Annotated in this window: 18 protein-coding genes; 13 read left to right on the plus strand and 5 right to left on the minus strand. The window is 51.2% G+C overall.

The features are described 5' to 3' along the window. The first annotated feature begins 17 nt into the window (after positions 1–17). The 4 genes from ACQY8X_RS10775 (at position 18) to ribA (ending at position 3,029) form a co-directional block, all read left to right on the plus strand. Positions 18–266 (plus strand): PepSY domain-containing protein, encoded by a 249-nt coding sequence (locus ACQY8X_RS10775; protein ID WP_428035144.1) that lies wholly within the window; start codon positions 18–20, stop codon positions 264–266. A gap of 14 nt (positions 267–280) precedes the next feature. Then, a complete protein-coding gene (locus ACQY8X_RS10780; RefSeq protein WP_428035145.1) occupies positions 281–943 on the plus strand; it encodes a response regulator transcription factor in 663 nt (220 codons plus the stop codon). Then, positions 940–2,286, plus strand: a complete 1,347-nt coding sequence (locus ACQY8X_RS10785) for a sensor histidine kinase (RefSeq protein WP_428035146.1) — start codon at positions 940–942, stop codon at positions 2,284–2,286. The genes ACQY8X_RS10780 and ACQY8X_RS10785 overlap by 4 nt, the downstream gene beginning before the upstream one ends. Positions 2,287–2,396: 110 nt before the next feature. Next, positions 2,397–3,029, plus strand: coding sequence for a GTP cyclohydrolase II (ribA, locus tag ACQY8X_RS10790; RefSeq protein WP_428035147.1), 633 nt, complete (start codon positions 2,397–2,399; stop codon positions 3,027–3,029). Between the two features lie 58 nt (positions 3,030–3,087). Here ribA and dxs read toward each other — a convergent pair whose 3' ends face one another. Genes dxs through ACQY8X_RS10805 form a run of 3 tightly spaced genes read right to left on the minus strand, consistent with a single transcriptional unit; the run spans position 3,088 to position 5,994 of the window. Continuing rightward, positions 3,088–4,863: a 1-deoxy-D-xylulose-5-phosphate synthase gene (gene dxs / locus ACQY8X_RS10795; protein ID WP_428035148.1), complete on the minus strand. Its 1,776-nt coding sequence runs from the start codon at positions 4,861–4,863 to the stop codon at positions 3,088–3,090. Between the two features lie 5 nt (positions 4,864–4,868). Beyond that, entirely contained in the window at positions 4,869–5,750 is an 882-nt protein-coding gene (locus ACQY8X_RS10800) for a polyprenyl synthetase family protein (protein WP_428035149.1), read from the minus strand. A gap of 4 nt (positions 5,751–5,754) precedes the next feature. Next, positions 5,755–5,994, minus strand: coding sequence for an exodeoxyribonuclease VII small subunit (locus ACQY8X_RS10805; RefSeq protein ID WP_428035150.1), 240 nt, complete (start codon positions 5,992–5,994; stop codon positions 5,755–5,757). A gap of 234 nt (positions 5,995–6,228) precedes the next feature. On the opposite strand from ACQY8X_RS10805, the gene pomA reads away from it, so the two are divergent. Both pomA and ACQY8X_RS10815 read left to right on the plus strand, forming a co-directional pair. Beyond that, entirely contained in the window at positions 6,229–6,987 is a 759-nt protein-coding gene (gene pomA, locus ACQY8X_RS10810) for a flagellar motor protein PomA (RefSeq protein WP_428035151.1), read from the plus strand. Positions 6,988–6,998: 11 nt separating this feature from the next. Then, on the plus strand, positions 6,999–7,952 hold the full coding sequence (locus tag ACQY8X_RS10815; protein ID WP_428035152.1) for a flagellar motor protein MotB: 954 nt from the start codon (positions 6,999–7,001) through the stop codon (positions 7,950–7,952). Positions 7,953–8,032: 80 nt separating this feature from the next. Here the strand turns inward: ACQY8X_RS10815 and ACQY8X_RS10820 are convergent, their stop codons facing one another. Beyond that, positions 8,033–8,338 (minus strand): c-type cytochrome, encoded by a 306-nt coding sequence (locus tag ACQY8X_RS10820; RefSeq protein ID WP_428035153.1) that lies wholly within the window; start codon positions 8,336–8,338, stop codon positions 8,033–8,035. Between the two features lie 158 nt (positions 8,339–8,496). Continuing rightward, on the minus strand, positions 8,497–8,700 hold the full coding sequence (locus ACQY8X_RS10825; RefSeq protein ID WP_428035154.1) for a hypothetical protein: 204 nt from the start codon (positions 8,698–8,700) through the stop codon (positions 8,497–8,499). Between the two features lie 298 nt (positions 8,701–8,998). Here ACQY8X_RS10825 and ACQY8X_RS10830 point away from each other — a divergent pair, with 298 nt between their 5' ends. The 7 genes from ACQY8X_RS10830 to ACQY8X_RS10860 all read left to right on the plus strand — a co-directional run bounded on the left by ACQY8X_RS10830 (position 8,999) and on the right by ACQY8X_RS10860 (position 17,717). After that, on the plus strand, positions 8,999–9,466 hold the full coding sequence (locus ACQY8X_RS10830) for a hypothetical protein (protein WP_428035155.1): 468 nt from the start codon (positions 8,999–9,001) through the stop codon (positions 9,464–9,466). Between the two features lie 154 nt (positions 9,467–9,620). Next, complete coding sequence (locus ACQY8X_RS10835; protein WP_428035156.1) at positions 9,621–10,268, plus strand: 2OG-Fe(II) oxygenase; 648 nt, start codon at positions 9,621–9,623, stop codon at positions 10,266–10,268. A gap of 147 nt (positions 10,269–10,415) precedes the next feature. Then, the gene (locus ACQY8X_RS10840) at positions 10,416–11,945 is read left to right on the plus strand and encodes a glycosyltransferase family 39 protein (RefSeq protein WP_428035157.1); all 1,530 of its coding nucleotides are present in this window, start codon (positions 10,416–10,418) and stop codon (positions 11,943–11,945) included. Between the two features lie 203 nt (positions 11,946–12,148). Continuing rightward, the gene (gene ptsP / locus ACQY8X_RS10845) at positions 12,149–14,407 is read left to right on the plus strand and encodes a phosphoenolpyruvate--protein phosphotransferase (RefSeq protein WP_428035158.1); all 2,259 of its coding nucleotides are present in this window, start codon (positions 12,149–12,151) and stop codon (positions 14,405–14,407) included. Between the two features lie 12 nt (positions 14,408–14,419). Beyond that, positions 14,420–14,935: an MgtC/SapB family protein gene (locus ACQY8X_RS10850; protein ID WP_428035159.1), complete on the plus strand. Its 516-nt coding sequence runs from the start codon at positions 14,420–14,422 to the stop codon at positions 14,933–14,935. Beyond that, entirely contained in the window at positions 14,932–16,071 is a 1,140-nt protein-coding gene (locus ACQY8X_RS10855) for a flavohemoglobin expression-modulating QEGLA motif protein (RefSeq protein WP_428035160.1), read from the plus strand. Before ACQY8X_RS10850 ends, ACQY8X_RS10855 begins: the two co-directional genes overlap by 4 nt. 74 nt (positions 16,072–16,145) lie before the next feature. After that, positions 16,146–17,717, plus strand: a complete 1,572-nt coding sequence (locus ACQY8X_RS10860) for a class II fumarate hydratase (RefSeq protein ID WP_428035161.1) — start codon at positions 16,146–16,148, stop codon at positions 17,715–17,717. Positions 17,718–18,201 lie beyond the last annotated feature (484 nt).

Below are 18,201 nucleotides of genomic sequence, written 5' to 3' on the forward strand. Positions count from 1 at the left end.
ACAGTGAAGGGATCGGGATGAAAACACTCGATGCTGAGGAGTGCCGGATGCTGGTGCAGGCTGGTGAGATTCTTTCAATGACCGAGCTGATGCAGCTGGTGAGTACCCTGTCAGAAGGCAAAATTATTGATACCCACCTGCTGCAAAAAGGGCAGTCCTATATCTATGAGATGGAGATAGCGGGTGTTGATGGCATGGTGTCGATGCTCTATGTTGATGCCCGTAACGGTAATGTCGTTGATCCGGTTGTCCGGGCTATTGAATAAGGAAGTACGGATAGATGCGTATTCTTTTAGTGGAAGATGATGCGGCGCTGGGGCCGGAACTGAAGAGCTCGCTGGCGAAACATGGTTACGCGGTTGATCTGGCCGTCAATGGCATCGATGGTGAGATCATGGGTAAAGAGGATATCTATGATCTGGTGGTGCTGGATCTGGGACTGCCTGACCGCTCCGGTCTGGAAGTACTGCGTAACTGGCGGGCAGGGAAAAACAATATTCCAGTGTTGGTGCTGACGGCTCGCAGTGCCTGGCAGGAACGGGTTGATGGCTTTGATGCGGGGGCTGATGATTATCTTCCCAAGCCCTTTCATACTGAAGAGCTGCTGGCGAGGATGACAGCGCTGTTACGCCGGGCGAATCAACAGATCTCCTCTCAGTTGGAAGCCTCCGGTCTGACACTGGATGAGAATACTCAGTCTGTTATCCGGGAGGGAATGGAGATAGCGTTAACCGGAACGGAATACCGCTTGCTGCGTTATATGATGCATAATCCGGGCAGAGTATTGTCAAAGCTTCAGTTGGTTGAACATATGTATGATGATTGTGCTGAGAACGACAGTAATGTGGTTGAGGCTTATATTAAGATGCTGCGTAAAAAAATCGGTCACGAGATGATTTTGACTAAGCGGGGTCAGGGGTATGTATTCGGAGCCAGTCGTTGAGGTCGATACAGTCACGGCTTAATGTCAATTTTATTGCGGTTACGCTGCTTCTCTTTACGCTTTTCTGGGTGGGACAGAGTTGGTTTCTGCGGCAGATGGCCTATGATTTTGTTGCGGCCCGCCTCACCAGTGACGCCTACACCGTACTGCGGGCGGTGGAGATGGATATCGGAGCCGGTTGGCGTATTAATGTGGATAACACCTCTTCGGTGTATCAGCAGCCGATGTCCGGGCACTATTATCAGGTCTCTGTGGATGGTAAATGGTTTTACTCCCGCTCGCTCTGGGATGGACAGATCCCCGTGGAGCAGGGGCAGGATATTGGCCAGGAGAATATCCGCCTGATTCAGCAGGACCATAAGCCAACCCTGGTATATTCCAAAACGTTTATGAAACAGGGACGTGAGATTCAGGTTGTTCTGGCTGAAGATATCAGCCGTATAGAGGAGTCTCTGAGTCAGCTGGGCTGGCTGATGGTGGGGTTGGGCATTATCGGTCTGATCATCCTGCTGGCATTGCAGATCTTTATTATTCGCCGTGGTCTGAGTTCTCTGACCGAGGTAAGACAGGATATCTCGCGGTTGAAAGCCGGTGATATCCGTCAGCTCTCACCGACTAATACCGCTGAGATAGAGCCGTTGGTAACCGAGATTAACTATCTGGTACAGAATATGGAGCTGCGTTTGCAGCGTTCACGAAATGCCGTTGGCAACCTGGCCCATGCGGCAAAAACTCCACTGACAGTCATCGATCGGCATATCGATACTTTGCTGGAACAGGAGATTCCTCAGGGGCAGTCGATCAGGGAGCAGTCATCCCGGCTGCGGGAGATGATTGAGCGGGAACTGACAAGGGCGCGGATCGCCGGCGCAGCCTTGCCCGGTCAGCGTATCTATGTGGGCGAGGAGCTGGAAAAACTGATACGCACCCTGAAGGCGATCTATCGTGAGAAAGCGCTTGTGTTTGATCTGGATATCAGTGCAACAAGCTATTTCCCCGGCGAGCGCGATGACCTGGTTGAACTGATGGGAAATCTGCTGGATAACGCCAGCAAGTGGGCGCAGAGTCAGATCCGTATCAAGGCGCATATGGATGACCACTGTCTTGAGTTGGTGGTTGAGGATGATGGCCCGGGAATTGTGCCTGAGGCCCGTGAACGGCTGATGAGCCGGGGTGAGCGATTGGATGAGTCAACCAGTGGACATGGGCTGGGTATGAGTATCATTGTTGAGATTGTCCGCCAGTACCAGGGGCGTTTTATGCTCGGCTCATCAGCCAGATTGGGCGGGCTTGAAGTTCAGGTGATGCTGCCAAGGCGGGCCGATCTTGAGCTTCCCGAGTGAAATTAATTCACGGACACCTTTAATATTCTGATAATGCCCCCATTTCAGGGTATGTGAAAGGCGTTATCGCTGCTAGAATAATCGCCTCATTTTTCGAAGGAATTCCCTTAGTGTCTGTAAAGTACGTCGCATCATCCAAGCTGCCGACCCCCTGGGGGGTCTTTACAATGGTTGGGTTTGAAGACCTGGCATCCGGGAAAGAGCATGTGGCGCTGACTTTTGGTGATCTGAGTTCTGCAGATTCGGGTTCCCCTAAGCCTGTACTGGCGCGAATCCACTCTGAATGCCTGACCGGCGATGCTTTGTTTTCACTGCGCTGTGACTGTGGTTTTCAACTGCAGGAAGCGCTGAAACGGATCAGTGAAGAGGGCCGTGGGGTGCTGCTTTATCTGCGTCAGGAAGGACGTGGTATCGGCCTGCTGAATAAGATCAGAGCCTATCATCTGCAGGATGGTGGTGCTGATACGGTTGAAGCGAATGAAAAACTCGGCTTTGCTGCCGATATGCGTGATTACAGCATGTGTCAGGTGATGCTTGAACACCTGGGTGTTACCAGCGTTAACCTGATGACTAATAATCCGCGCAAGGTGAAGGCGTTGAAGGAATATGGTCTCAACGTTGCTGCCCGTGTACCTTTGCAGGTGGGTAAAAATCATCATAACGAACAGTATCTGGCGACCAAAATGGGTAAGCTGGGTCACCTGATGAGCGAACATCATTTTCAGGATGATGAAGAAGAGTAATTAAAAAAACCGGCAAGCGCCGGTTTTTTTAGCTCTGATCCTGCCCTATGGACGTTTTTTATAAACGCGCACTGATCGTCGCAATTATTCCCTGACTATCCAGCCCGCACGCCGACAATTGCTCTGCCCGTGTTGCATGTTCTATCCAGCGATCGGGGATACCCAGCGTCAGTAACTGATTGGTATATCCTTTAGCATGCAGGTACTCACTTACCTCTGCACCTGCACCACCTTTAACGGCATGGTCTTCAAGTGTTACCAGCAACGGATGAGATTTCACCAACTGATCGATCAGCTGAGCATCCAGCGGCTTAACAAAACGCATATCGATCAGTGTCAGGTCGAGCTTTTCAGCAGCCACTCTGGCCTCATTCAGAAGTGGGCCAAAGTTAAGCAGCGCTGCGTTTTCCCCCTCCCGTATCGGCCGGGCTGTCCCCGGTTGAATGGTTATCGGTTTATTAAGCTCAGCGCCCGGGCCTTTGCCTCTGGGGTAGCGAACGGCGGCGGGGCCAGAATATTCATAACCGGTCTGTAACAGGTTACACAGCTCCTGCTCATCGGACGGGGTCATGATCATCATGCCGGGCAGACAACGCAGAAAGCTGATATCAAAACAGCCTGAGTGGGTTGCGCCGTCTTCCCCCACTAATCCGGCTCTGTCGAGGGCAAACAGAATGTCGAGATTCTGAATAGCGACATCGTGGATCAACTGGTCATAACCGCGTTGCAAAAAGGTGGAGTAAATTGCGACCACCGGTTTCATCTTCCGGTAGGCCATGCCTGCCGCCAGTGTCACGGCATGTTGTTCGGCGATGGCAACATCAAAGAAACGCTCACCGAAGCGGCGGGAAAACTCAATCAGATCAGAGCCTTCACTCATGGCCGGGGTGATCGCAACGGTGCGGGTATCCTGTTCGGCAAGATCGCAGATCCAGCGGCCAAAAATATTAGCGAAATTGGGTTGCTTCGATTTTGGTGCGGCTGGCGGTTGGATGATCGGCTCAATCTTGGTGATGGCGTGATAGCCCACCGGGTCTTTTTCTGCCGGGGCGAAGCCTTTGCCTTTCAGGGTGGTGATATGGAGAAACTGTGGGCCAGGGCTGTTGAGTGATCGCTGCAGGGCGGGCAACAGTTGCTTGAAGTCGTGGCCATCTACCGGGCCGTTATAGTGAAAATCCAGTGCCTCAAACAGGGCAGCCGTGGTGGCTCCCATTTTATCTTTAAGATTTTTTGCCAGATAGGTCGCCAGTCCACCCTCATTGCGGGAGATCGACATATCGTTATCATTGAGAATGACCAGCAGGTTGGCATTGGTATGGGCGGCATGATTAAGCGCTTCAAATGCCATCCCTGCGGTCATGGCACCATCACCGATCACCGCTACCGTTTTATGTTTCAGTCCCTGAAGCCGGTCTGCCAGTGCCATACCCAGTGCTGCGCTGATGGAGGTGCTGGAGTGACCAGTACCGAAATCATCATATGGGCTTTCACTGATGCGGGGAAACGGCGCCAGTCCGCCTTTCTGACGGATGCTCAGCATCGACTCCCTTCGTCCGGTCAGAATTTTATGGGGGTAACTCTGGTGGCCCACATCCCAGATCAGGTGATCTTCAGGTGTTTTTAGCAGATAGTGCAGGGCGATGGTCAGTTCGATCACTCCCAGTCCGGCGCCAAAGTGCCCGCCGGTCTGACCAACGGAGTAGAGTAAAAATGCCCGTAGCTGTTCGGCCAGCAGAGGCAGTTGCTTAACCGTAAGTTGTCTCAGGTCTGCGGGGTCCGCAATGCTGTCCAGCAGCGGGGTTGCCGGACGAGACTCGGGAATAGCATAGAACATGGGGATCAATACTGGCGCTCAACAATATAGTCAGCCAGCCAGTGAAGCGGCGCAGCTGCGTCATTAAAATACTCGATACTGGCATGGGCCTGTTGATTTAGCAGTGCCAGCTTCTGTTTTGCACCGGCCATGCCTAATAGTGCCGGGTAGGTGGATTTCTCCAGCAACAGATCAGAACCCTGCGGTTTGCCGAGGGTTTCGGTGTTGCTTTCAATATCCAGGATATCGTCTTTCACCTGAAACGCGAGCCCGATAGCGCTGGCATAGGCATTCAGTGCTTGCAGGTCGGCCTCGGTCGCATGGTTGCTGGATAGTGCGCCCATCTCAATACTGGCGCTGATCAGGGCACCGGTCTTGTGCCGGTGCATCAGTTCCAGTTGCTCACTGCTGATCTGCTGTCCCTCATTGCAGAGGTCGATAGACTGGCCTCCCACCATACCGAGATAACCGCTGTTGCGAGCCAGTATTCTGACCATCTGCAGACAGATCTCAGCGGGCAGCGTTGTATCTGCCGCCAGTAGTTCAAAGGCCAGTGCCTGGAGTCCGTCACCGGCAAGAATTGCAGTGGCCTCATCGAACGCAATATGGCAGGTGGGTTTCCCCCGGCGCAGCTCATCATCATCCATTGCCGGAAGGTCATCATGTACCAGCGAATAGCTGTGGATACATTCGATCGCACAGGCGGCGGCATCAGCTTGTTCCAAGCGGCCGCCAAGTAACTGATTTGCCATATACACCAGTACCGGCCGTACTCTTTTTCCGCCATTAAACAGCGAGTACTGCATCGCCTGACGTACTTTTTCGGCGTCGCCAGACAGGCACAGGACCGTTTTCAGCTGCTGCTCGACTCTTTGCTGGTATTGTTGCAACAACGGCTTGGCATCCATCAGATCACTCCTCAGGAAGGTCAAAGGGGACCTCTTTTAACTCCCCATTCTGCTGAATCAGCATCTGCACTTTTTGTTCAGCATCGGCGAGAATGGTCTGACAATCACGGGTAAGACGGACGCCTTGTTCAAAAGTTTGCAAAGATTGTTCCAGTGATAACTCCCCTTGCTCCAGTTGAGTTACCATCGACTCCAGCTGAGCCAGAGATGTTTCAAAATCAGGTGTTTTTTTCTTTGCGCACATAGACCATACCGTCGGGGGTGGAAAGCGTTTAAAAGGCAACAAATTACCGGACAGTGGCGTCCGGGTCAATCAGACCAATAAATTGTACTCTAAACAGAGGGATATAGGGGAAGCCGGGTATTTTTTTGATACTATCTAGCTACAGCAAAAAGGGTATCAGGCGATAACAGACTATTATTGGCGACATGGGTCGTTTGATTATCCAAAAAAATTGTTCAACTGGGGAATTAAAGAGTGGATATAGCCACGCTCATAGGTATTTTAGGTGGTTTTGGTATCGTTATCGCCGCCATGGTAACCGGTGGCGATGTCGGTGTGTTTGTCAACGTACCGTCACTGTTGATCGTGGTGGGGGGGAGCCTGTTTGTTGTGTTGATGAAGTTCCCATTGACGCACTTTCTCGGGCTGGCCAAAGTTGCTGGAAAAGCTTTCAAGTTCAAATCGGTAAAGCCGGAAGATATTATTGCGGAAACCGTTGAACTTGCTGATGCTGCCCGTAAAGGGGGGCTGTTATCCCTGGAGGATAAAGAGGTTAGCAGCGACTTTATGCAGAGAGGTATTCAGCTGCTGGTAGACGGACATGATCCGGATATTGTCAGAACCTTGCTGAACAAAGAGAAAACCCTGACCTCAGAACGGCATGAATACGGCTCAGATATTTTTAAAGCGATCGGTGATGTAGGTCCGGGTATGGGCATGATCGGTACGCTGATCGGTCTGGTGCAGATGCTTTCCAATATGTCTGACCCAAAGTCGATTGGTCCGGCAATGGCGGTGGCACTGTTGACCACACTGTATGGCGCGATGATGGCGACCATGTTCGCCCTGCCGGTATCCGATAAACTGGATGCACGTAAAGCGGAAGAGGAACTGAATCAGTCATTGATTATTGACGGCTTACTGGCAATTCAGGCCGGTCAGAACCCCCGTGTTATTGAGCAGATGTTGCGCAACTATCTTCCTGAGAATAAACGTGCCGTCGCAGAAGAATAAGGGATAGTGGGATGACTGAAGAAGAACATAAGTGTCCCCCCTGTCCTGCAGGTTTGCCAGGCTGGCTGGCGACCTTTGGCGATCTGATGTCGTTGCTGATGTGCTTTTTCGTGCTGTTGCTTTCATTTTCGGAGATGGATGTACTGAAGTTTAAGCAGCTGGCCGGTTCCATGCGTGAAGCGTTTGGGGTGCAGACTCAGGTTAAGGTTGAGGATATACCAAAAGGGACCAGTATCATCGCGCAGGAGTTTAGTCCTGGGCGTCCGGAGCCGACACCGCTGAATGAAGTCAGGCAGATGACCCTCAGTAATGACCTGCAAACACTGGATGTCAGAACCAAAGAGGGGGAATCTGAGATCAGTGATAAGCTGGAGGGCGAAACCGCGCAACAACTGCAACAGATGTTGCAGAAGATGGAAGCTCAGGCTGAAGCTGAGGCGAAAAAAGAAGCTGTTGAGTTTGCTGCGGCACTGCGTCAGGAGATAGGTCAGGGAAGCGTCGAGATTGATACGGATGGCCGTAAGATTGTTATCCGGGTAAAGGAGAAAGGCTCATTTGATTCGGGTTCGGCTGAGTTGAAGTATGCCTATATTCCTGTGATCGCGAAGATCCGTGATGTGCTGTTAAATGTTGGGGGCAAGGTTGCCATTGAGGGGCATACCGATAATATTCCCGTGTCTGGCGGTCAGTATGAGTCCAACTGGGGATTATCTACGGCGCGGGCGCTGGCCGTAGGGCATGAGTTGTTTGCCGATCCACGTATTGATCAGTCGCGCTTTACCATCATCGGTTATGCGGATACCAAACCTCTGGCTCCAAACAATACCTCAGAAAATCGCAGTATGAACCGTCGGGTGGAGATTGTTATCCAGAAAGGCAGTGATCCGGAAGCGTTGGAAAAACTCAAAGCACAGGCGGAAGGAGATAAAGAGTTTGCACCGTTAGAGCCGCAGGATGTGTTCTGATTAGTCCAGGCTGATAATCTACAGACAATAAAAACCCGGCCAGAGTGCCGGGTTTTTTACACTGATTAGTCCAGATAATATTACTTGGAGTTATCCAGCATGTATTGAATAGCGCCTTTCAGTTCGCTTTCAGTACAGTCCATGCAGGTGCCTTTTGGTGGCATCGCATTCAGGCCATTAGTTGCGCTTACCAGCAACGCATCAATACCTTTGGCCGCGCGAGGGCCCCACTGTTCTGCATTGCCAAACAGAGGTGCACCAGCTGCACCAGTCATGTGACAGGCCATGCACTTAGTGTTGTACAGTGTAGCGCCATCGCGTTCAGCCATCGCAGCAACAGGGGTCATCAGCATGGCAGTGACTGCCAGAATCATCGTTTTTTTCATCTCATCTCACCTTTTTTAGTATCCGTGTATCGCTGCCGTTAACCGGCCCCGGAATTTTTAGTCATCGCAGTGTATGCATATGGCTACTTACTGTAAATACCTCAAAAGGTCTTAATCGAAGCTGAATCAGAAAAAACTAATGCAGGTCAAATATGCTCTCAAACGCCCAGACTCATGGCATACGCTGCCTGGCTGTGCTGGTTTGATGCTCTTAGCTGCTGCAGTTTGCGTTGTTCTATATAGTCTCTATAAAGTGACATAGCCTGATCAGTTGGCAGGTCAATGATGCTGATAACCTGTTCGGCGCTATGGCCGTCGCGCAGAAGTTGCGCGATTTGATGTTCAATTGAATTCGTCTTCATTGTTTTAAACCTTTCTTCTATTCTGCCGACATATTCTCTTAGAAAATTGTGACAAAAATGTTTCGCAGGCATAAATTCCTATTTATTACAGGGTTTTTGTTGTCGGACAGGGGGCGAATAGTATATGTTCTGTTTAATACTCAAAATGACAGATCTGTTTGATTTAGCCTCTGTATGAGTGAGATGTAAGAGTAAACGGACTTTCACACAGAATTAGAATAAGGGGGATCAAATGGAAAAGAATACTACTCACAGAGTTGGTTCAGAAGACGTAAAAACATCTATTTTTGGAGGGGGTATGCCAACGAGTCTGCGTGCCAGTTATGATGCCGATGAGCTGGCTCAGAAGCTGGGCTTTGTTTCATTTTCAACCGACTTTCTGATTCGTTGTTACCGCGTATTTGATGGTGATATCAAATCGGCCATTATTTTCAATGTCATCTCTCTGTGGGCGCTGCGTCAGCGCGAAGCCGCCGAAGATCGTCAGGAAGTGGCTGGTTTTTCCTGTAACAATCATTCGATCAGCATCGCCACCGGAATCCCTTACGAAACGGTACGTCGTAAAGTGAAATCGATGGTTGAGAATGGCTGGCTAGAGTTCAGCGACTCTTCTCATGTGGTACTAAACTCTGTTAAATGGCGGGAAGTCCTGAGTGAGGTTATTGATCCCGAACGTTGTGTTGTCGGTTATGTTCGCAGCACCGATGTGGCGCCGACCTTTGGCCGCAGTGAGCGCCGGGGTACTCCAGCAGACCGTCGCAGCTAAGTCAGATTGTGTTTCATCTGCACAGGGTCGCAATTGCGGCCCTTTTTGTTGTTGGTTGTTTTTTTAAGTTGGGTCATCTGGTTTGCAGAAATAGATTGCTGTGAAAGCTGTTTTTCTATCAAATGCGCTTTTTAAAATCAGAGTAGCATGGCAAATGGAAAACAGCGGGATTTCAGCGACCGAGTTGTTCGATCAGATAGCCGAAGAGGTCTATCAAAAGGGGGTTTGCCTTCTCCGTCACGGGTTGCCTGAAGCACTGGGTACTGCACTGGCGGCAGAGGTGCGCAGTTTGCCGGAAGAGCGCTTCAGTCGAGCCGGTATCGGCCGTCAGGCTGATCATCAGACAGTTGAAGCCATTCGCCGCGATGAGATTTGTTGGATAGATAAAAGCACCGCTGCAGGTCACTCCTGGCTGGAGTGGGCCGATGGTCTGAAGCAGGCACTCAACAGAAGGCTGTTTCTGGGACTGTTCTCATTTGAAAGTCACTACGCGCACTATCGTGCCGGAGATTATTATAAAGTGCATCTTGATGCTTTCAGAGGACAGCAGAATCGGGTGCTGACGGTGGTTACCTACCTTAATCCTGACTGGAATGATAAAGATGGCGGAGAGTTACTTATCTACCCGGAAAAGGGCAGTAAGCCGTTACTTAAAGTGCAACCTGAGTTCGGCACCGTGGTGATCTTTCTGAGTGAAGAGTTTCCTCATGAGGTGCTGCCAACGATGACTGACCGCTATAGCATCGCTGGCTGGTATCGTATCAACAGCTCTGACAGCAACCGGGTTGACCCTGAGTCCTGATTAAGAGTTCCGCCGCAGTCAACGTATGCTGCTCCGGGGCCGGTTTTGCAGCCAGTTATCTGCTAAACCTCAGGGGGAACAACTTCCGGTTTCCCCTGCCTCAGTGATAACATAATGCACTCGACTTCCTCGGACTAAGGACTGCCGGTGCCTCTCTCTGCTAAAACAGCCTCATCAACCCGCCTGTTCATCTGCTTGCTGGCTGGGTATGTGCTGGTTCACCTGTTTATCCGTCTGGCGATGGGGGGAACGCTGGAGTTGGATGAAGCGGAACAGCTGATTTTTGGACAGCAGCTGGCACTGGGTTACAACACCCAGCCTCCACTGTATAGCTGGCTGCAATGGTTTTTTTTCCAGCTGTTGGGGGAGGGGGTGCTGGCCCTTGCAGTGTTAAAGTCACTGTTACTGTTCACGATCTATCTGTTTACCTGGCTGATAGCTGGTCAGCTGATTCAGAATCAGCGGATCGCCCTGCTGGCGGCATTTTCACTGTTGCTGATTCCCAGTATCGCCTGGGAGTCAGTCAGAGATCTGACCCACACCGTACTGGCCACGGCGATTGCCTCTGCAACTTTCTATATGGCAATCCGCATCTGTCATAAGCGCTCGTTGGCCGCCTATGCGGTACTGGGGGGACTGTTGGCCTGCGGTATGCTGGCAAAGTACAGCTTTGCTCTGTTCGCGCTCAGCCTGTTACTGGCCGCGCTTTCAATACGTGAATACCGCAGTCTGGTTCTTGATCGGCGTATTGTTGTTTCAGCTGTCATCGCGTTACTGCTGTTCTTGCCGCATATGCTCTGGTCTATCGGTCATCTGGATGAGATCAGGGCGTTTATTAGTGATCAGGTGGGCGAAGGTTCACAGCCAGGCTATCTGGCTGGCGTGATCAGCGGTTTTTCCAGTCTGGTGAAAAATTCAGCGGAGTTTCTGATTCTGGTCTGGCTGGTGTTAACGCTGCTTGTGCCATCAGCGTACCGACCCCTGGTAGCCGGGAGTGTCAACCCTCACCGGCTGTTAGCAGCGCGTTTTCTGATCGCTGCGGTGTTGGTCTGTGTGCTGTTGATCGTCATCTTTGGTACCACCCAGTTTCAGAGTCGCTGGTTTCAGCCATTGCTGATTATTTTTCCGTTGTACCTTCTCAGCCGGGCTGAGACTAACGGAATCTCTCTTCGTCGTGAGGCTCTGTTGCGTTCCGTGATTATCTTTTTTGCGGTCACGGTGATGGTATTGCGTTTCAGTCAGTTCTGGCTGGCGCCCTATGTGCAGAAAAATCCCAGTCGGATGCAGTTTCCATCGGCCGATCTGGCCGAACAGCTTAAGCAACAGGGATTTACCGGAGGAACGGTGATTGGTGATAGTAATCTGACTGCTGCCAATATCGGTCTCTACTTCGATAATGCGCGACTCCTGAGTCCGAAAACTGAGTTATTTCTCGCGGATAACCGCAATAACGGGACTGAAGGGCAGTGTCTTATTGCGTGGAAGGCAACCCGGGAGGATACCGATACCATGCCGGCAGGGCTCGACCGCTACCTGCGTGCCCATGGGATTGTTGTAACCGGGGCGGTGCCGGGGTATGTCTCGGCTCCCTATCAGTATACAAATAGCGGAAACTATCGCATCGGTTTTGTGCTGCTTAGCCCAGAAGCACGTTGCCATACTACGAGGGCAGACTGAGCTCGCTGCAGTGGTGCATCCGGTGTTTTAAGCGTTTAGTTGGCCGGGGCCATAGTAATTGATTGTCACAAGGCCGCGGGAGCGATATAAGTTTAATTTACGGGGTGTAAATTGTTTCCGCCGCAGTCACTCTGCGGATGTGCAGGCTGGTAATTAAGCCTGAGGTTTAAGTTGGTCAGGATTGTCGAGACAAGGCGTGTGTTATGAATCAGAATTCCAGTGAGAGTGCGTTCGCAAAACTCACACAGATCATCCAGTCAGCTGCTAAAGCGAATACCATTGAAGCACAGGTTCAGCATATTGTTGATGCGATCAGTGAGACGCTGTTTGTCGATGTATGTAGTCTTTACCTGCGACAGCTGGATGATAGCCTGCGGCTGGTGGCCAGCCATGGTCTGATTCGCAAACACCCGGTTATTATTCCGCCTAAACAGGGGCTGGTGGGCCAGGTATTACAGCTGCAGAACACCATTAATATTAAAGAGCCGGACCAGCGCCCCGGGTATTACTATGTTGCCTCCTCGAAAGAGGAACGGTTTCATAGTTTCTGTGGTGTTCCGTTAGTTTACCGGGCTCAGGTGAATGGTGTTCTGGTGGTTCAGAGCCGTCGTTCTGAAGTCTTACAATCCGACTATGTGGCGTTACTTTCAACTCTGGCAACCCACCTGGCCATGTTATTGGCCACCTATTCAAAGGATGTGCTGTTCAGCCACTCGCAGGTTAAGTCATATCAGGGTATTAGTGGTGCGCAGGGTGTTGCTCTGGGTAAAGCTTTCATTCGCAAGCAGTCAAAGCTGACAGAGATTCAGAAGCTGAAAACCGACGATGTTGAAGCTGAGCAGATTCGCTGGGCCAACCTGAAAGTTGAAGCGCTAAATGAGCTTCGGGAGGAACGCGATACGGTTAAGGACACCCTTGGCGAAGGCCTGGCGTCAGTTCTGGATGCGTATCAGATGTTCTTGAAGGATGTCACCTTTGAACAGCGAATTCTCGATGAGATCGTCGCCGGGTTTCAGCTGCCCTGGGCGTTAAAACAGTCGGTCAGTTTCTTTTCCGATAAATTTAAAGCGATGGATGACCCCTACCTGCGAGCCCGTCATGAGGATATTGAGCAGCTGGGGGCAAAACTGTACCACATCTGGCAACGTAACGCTGAGCCAGAGGCTCCATCCGGTAATGATCCGTTAATACTGGTAGGCGACCACATCAGTGTGTCTGATATCGTTCACCTGACGACCGAGCGGTTGGCGGGTATTGTCTGTTTTGCCGGTGGCTCACTCTCCCATATAGCGGTGTTTGCCAACGCGCTGGGTATTCCTGCCGTAATGGGTTTAGGTGATGTCTCTGTTCAGAGTGGTGAGCAGATGGTCGTTGATGGTGATACCGGTCAGGTGATCTGTTCTCCAGGGCGGTCAGCTCTCAGAGAGTACAAACGGATTATCTCTGAGCGATTGTTAATGGCGAACCGCTTACAGGCTGATAGTCAGCTACCGGCGGTGACTAAAGATAATGTCAGAGTGACCTTGCTGGCTAACTCCGGCTTACAGGCGGATGTCTTACCAGGGTTGAAATTTGGCGCAGAAGGGATCGGCTTATTCCGTACCGAAGTGCCCTTCATGGTCCGGTCCAGCCTGCCTTCAGAAGATGATCAGGAGAAAATATACGCCAGCCTGATCAGCCACTATAAGGATAAACCAGTCTATTTACGTACCCTGGATATTGGTGCCGATAAACCCCTGTCATACCTGCCGGTGGTGAAAGAGGATAATCCGGCGCTGGGGTGGCGTGGTATTCGCTATATCCTTGATAATCAGCCATTGTTAATAACGCAGTTGCGGGCGGTGATGCGCGCTGCAGCAGGCAGTGAACATGTACACCTGCTGCTGCCGATGATCGCTTCAACCGAGCAACTGGATCAGTGTCTGGCGATACTCCAGGAGGTGCATCAGCAGTTGCTGGATGAAGGTTTCTCTGTCTGTCGGCCAAAGGTTGGCATCATGGTGGAGGTGCCCAGCTGTATCGCTTTGTTGCCGTTCTGGCGCGATAAGCTCGATTTTATCTCTATCGGTACTAACGATCTGAGTCAGTATCTGCTGGCACTGGATCGCAACAGCCCACTGGTGGGTAAATGGTACGACTCTCTGCATCCCGCGGTGCTGCATGAGTTAGTGCGCATTACCCGTATGGCGAAGCAGATAAATTTGCCTGTTAGTGTCTGTGGGGAGATGGCGTCAGACCCGGTGGCTGTGACGCTCTTGCTGGGTATGGGCATTCAGCAACTGAGCATGAGTGCGGCGAAGATTCCCCTGATCAAATGGATTCTGCGTGAAATCTCCCGAGGGGAAACCGAGCTGTTGCTGGAACAGGCGCTGGATCAGGATAATGCCACCGCTATTCGCAAATTAGGTCAGCAGTTTCTGGGGTCAAAAAAACTGTTGTTCATCGACAGTCTGCAAAAATAGGGGCAAATAAGCTTGAGCTGGATCGGTTTTGAAGCGGATATTTTCGCACTGCTTGATATTACCCCCTTCAGCTGGCGGGCTATCGGAACGGCACTCTTTTGTGGCGCTGTTATTGGCTGTGAACGCCAGGTCCGGGGTAAACCCGTGGGCATTCGTACTTCGGCGCTGATCACCGTGGGCACCTATCTGTTTCTTGCCTGTGCCCTGTTACTGCAGGGGGAAACCTCTGATCCGACGCGCGTTTTGGGGCAGGTCGTTACCGGTATCGGTTTTCTCGGCGCGGGCGTTATGCTGTCAAAAAATGGCGCGGTGATTGGTGTGACCTCTGCCGCCGCCATCTGGATACTGGCCGCTCTGGGAGTGCTTATCAGCATGGATCACTTGATGCCCGCGATCAAACTGTCACTCTTGGTGGTACTAATATTGTGCGGTGTGGAGTTTCTTGAAAACCGCCTGAGAGTGCTCACCCGCGGTGTACATCAAAAAATAGATCGGACGTTCGGTCGTTCTGAAAGGACTAAGTTATGAGTTCAGAAGCATTGATCACAGCGCCTCTGCGAAGGTTGGATAATGAACTGTATGAGCTGATTAAGGGCATCAACATTCTTGATAGCGTCAGTCCGGTGAATTACCGGCCGGAGAAAATTGCATTTTTTGAATCCAATTTTTCCAAGAGTCCTGAATTTCTCTACTCTACGCAAAAGGTGGATTCCTTTTGTCTGAAGCGCAGTCTGTATAATTTGCCGGTTGATGAGTTAGCTGATGATCAGTTGATGCAGTTATACAGTGAGGTGATTGAGTCCTATGCGGACAAGATCGATCAGTATAAGTCGATCGGCACGCCAGATTTCCTCTATGAGTCGCTCCGCTATTACGGTGAACCCAGCGAAAAAGACATTCGCAACGCCAACTTTATACTGCACCTGCCAGATCTTGATCCCAGCAATGATGCGATCCTCACATCAGACGAGATCGTTACCCGGCTGGAGGCATTTGCTCAGACTGAGGGCTATCAGTATCAGATTAAACTGGATGACAGCATGATTGCGAATGCGCTGGTGTCCGGTCTCACGGTAAAGGTGAATAGCGCGGCTCATGCGTCAGAGACGGAAGTCAACGCGCTGGCACATCATGAACTGGGCGTGCATCTGGTGACGACGCTGAATGCTCGCAGCCAGCCACTCAAAATTCTGACAATGGGTTGCCCGGTTAATACTATGACTCAGGAAGGGCTGGCAATACTCAGTGAATATCTGGCCGGCTGTATGACTCTGCCTCGCTTGAAGGTGCTCGCGTTGCGGGTGCTGGCCGTGGAGTCGATGATTGAAGAAAACGATTTTAAAAAGACCTTTTTACTGCTTAAAGAGCAACATAACGTTGCCGATGAACAGGCGTTCACCATTACTGCCCGGGTTTATCGGGGAGGCGGCTTTACCAAGGACTATCTCTATCTGCAGGGCTTGCACCAGATGCTGAATGCTTACGAAACCCGCCCTGATTTTAACAATCTTTTGTCGGGTAAGGTTTCAATTGAACATCTGTCAGTCATTACCGGGCTGATCGATAAAGGCTATCTGCTCAAACCTGAGCTGATCAGCCCTGCTATCGCCCATCCACACGATAATGATGCGATTCAGCAATTTATCACGCATGCGATTAAATAGAGAACTGACCGGGTTTAGTCTATGGTTTAACCAGTGGAGACGGCTGTTTCAGCCCCCGGAGTTAAACCTTTTTCATGGGTATCTTGTCAGATCCGGCTGCAATGATGGCAGCCCTGGCATGGGTTGTGACTCCGCCTCTGCCGTCAAACGGAGGCACAGCGGATATGAAAAAAAGCGACACTGTAAGATGCAACAGCGATTCTGCCAGCGAGCCTGTCGACAAAGCCTCAATCCAGCATAATGAAGCCTCACCGGCTCAGGAATATTTTGCCCCAATATCAATTGATGAAGGGGCACTTTGGGGCGAGCAAACACAGCGGTCACTGATCAACTTCAATATCGGTCAACAACGCTTTGAAGCGGGTTTTATCGATGCCCTGGTGCATATAAAACGGGTGTGCGCTGAGGTCAATCATCGTCAGGGACGACTCCCCGACGATCTGTATGGAGCCATAACACAGGCCTGCGACGATCTGCTGGGCGGTAATCACCGGGACCAGTTTCCCCTGCGGGTGTGGCAAACTGGTTCGGGTACCCAGACCAACATGAACGTCAATGAGGTGATCACCACTCTGGCTAACCGGCTACTGAAATCTGGCGGAGACCCATCTGGGGACGGTGCGAAGGTTCACCCCAACGATCATGTCAATATGTCCCAGTCCTCCAATGATGTATTTCCAACGGCGATGCGTCTGGCCGTGGCGCAGCAAAGCAGTGATACACTGCTGCCTGCCCTTGATCAGCTGATGATCGCTCTGAATGATAAGCAGACAGAGTTTGCCACTGTCTATACCGTGGGCCGTACCCATCTGATGGACGCGCTGCCGGTGACAGTGGGTGCAGCGTTGTCGGCACACATCACACAGCTAAAGGAGGCCGCAGAGGCGATACAGGAAAGTCTGAAGGCGGTCTGTAAACTGGCAATAGGCGGCACGGCAGTAGGGTCGGGCAGTAATGCCCCGGAGGGCTTTGGCGATGAGGTTGCGGCGGGGCTGGCGCAACGATACAACCAGCCCTTCAGCCGCCATGAAAATCTTTATGCGGCGGTCTCCGGTGAGGATGCCTCACTGCGTTTCAGTGCTGCCCTGAAGCAGCTGGCCGCGGTGCTGCTGAAACTGGCCAATGATTTTCGTCTGCTGGGCAGTGGCCCCCGCTGCGGCCTGAATGAGTGGCAACTGCCCGCCAATGAGCCTGGCAGCTCGATCATGCCGGGTAAAGTGAATCCAACCCAGTGCGAAGCCCTCAGCATGGTGTGCCTGCAGGTGTTTGGTAACGATCTGACGGTGTCGCTGGCGTCCTCGCAGGGCCAGCTGCAACTGAATACCTATCGCCCGGTGATTATCCATAATCTGATGGAAAGTAGCGGATTGTTAGCCGACGCGATGAATTCTTTCGCGACTCACTGTGTCGCGGGACTGGCGCTGAATCAACAGCAGATCACGTCGAATATGGCGCAAAACCTATCAATCATCACCCTGCTGGCCCCGCAGATTGGCTATGATGTCGCTTCGGCGATTGTCCATCAGGCCTATCAGCGTAAATCTTCCCTGGCGGGTGCTGCCGAAGCGTTGGGTTATTTCACTCAGGCAGAGTTTGAAACCCTGCTGAGTGATGTACTGGATAAGCAGCATGCAAGTAGATCCTGAGAACCTTGAATTTGATAGTGAAAGCTGGATAGCTAGGTTGTTAAATCGAGCATAAATCAGCTTTTTATCCAGTATGATAAATATCGAAAAAAAATATTATGAACTATTGACCGCTACCCCAATTAGCCTGATACTCGCGCCATTATGAAACCAGCTCAAAACACACCAATATCAGTGACTGAATACCTGAATACATTGCGACGCCATGTATCGTATGCCTGTGTCTGTTTGGGTGTGGTGGGCCGACGACGATAATCGTCAGAGCTAAGAAAATACTCAAAGAGCCGCAGGTACCCCCTGCGGCTTTTTTTTTGCACAGAATTTACCTATGCCGCCGGCAGTAAGAGCGGCATACCTGAACCAGAAGATTTTAAGGAATAAGTGTAGGGGGATGTTAATTATTGGACGGATTATGAGGTGGGAGACATTGCCCGGAGGCCGCGTGGCGTTTGATGTTCAAGGAGGTTTGCAATATTTCGGGCCT

The sequence above is a fragment of the Amphritea sp. genome (assembly GCF_050300915.1).
GTDB lineage: Bacteria > Pseudomonadota > Gammaproteobacteria > Pseudomonadales > Balneatricaceae > Amphritea.